Origin of the sequence: Pseudomonas sp. R9.37 (assembly GCF_963878885.1) — a bacterium.
Lineage (GTDB): Bacteria > Pseudomonadota > Gammaproteobacteria > Pseudomonadales > Pseudomonadaceae > Aquipseudomonas.
The window spans coordinates 1-346 of sequence record NZ_CAWNZA010000034.1 but is presented as its reverse complement, the minus strand read 5'-3'; the positions used below and the strand labels follow the sequence as shown (position 1 = coordinate 346).

Here is a 346-nt window from a genome sequence, read left to right as displayed (position 1 = left end):
TTGAGTTCCCTGAAGGGCCGTCGAAGACTACGACGTTGATAGGTTGGGTGTGTAAGCGCTGTGAGGCGTTGAGCTAACCAATACTAATTGCCCGTGAGGCTTGACCATATAACACCCAAGCAATTTGAATGCTCTGCGCTGAAAAGCGAAGAGACCAGATTGCGGTGTGTGAAGACGAAATGAACCGAAAGTTCGAATCTCACAAAACACCGAAAGCTGTCACATACCCAATTTGCTGAAGCGAGGCCACATGGTCACGACTCAGTACCCGAATTTCTTGACGACCATAGAGCATTGGAACCACCTGATCCCATCCCGAACTCAGCAGTGAAACGATGCATCGCCG

2 rRNA genes are annotated in these 346 nt (G+C 49.7%); both read left to right on the top strand.

The features are described 5' to 3' along the window. Positions 1-108 (top strand): 23S ribosomal RNA (locus AACU78_RS19145); the annotation flags it as partial. 168 nt (positions 109-276) lie between these two features. Then, positions 277-346, top strand: a 5S ribosomal RNA gene (rrf, locus tag AACU78_RS19140); the annotation flags it as partial.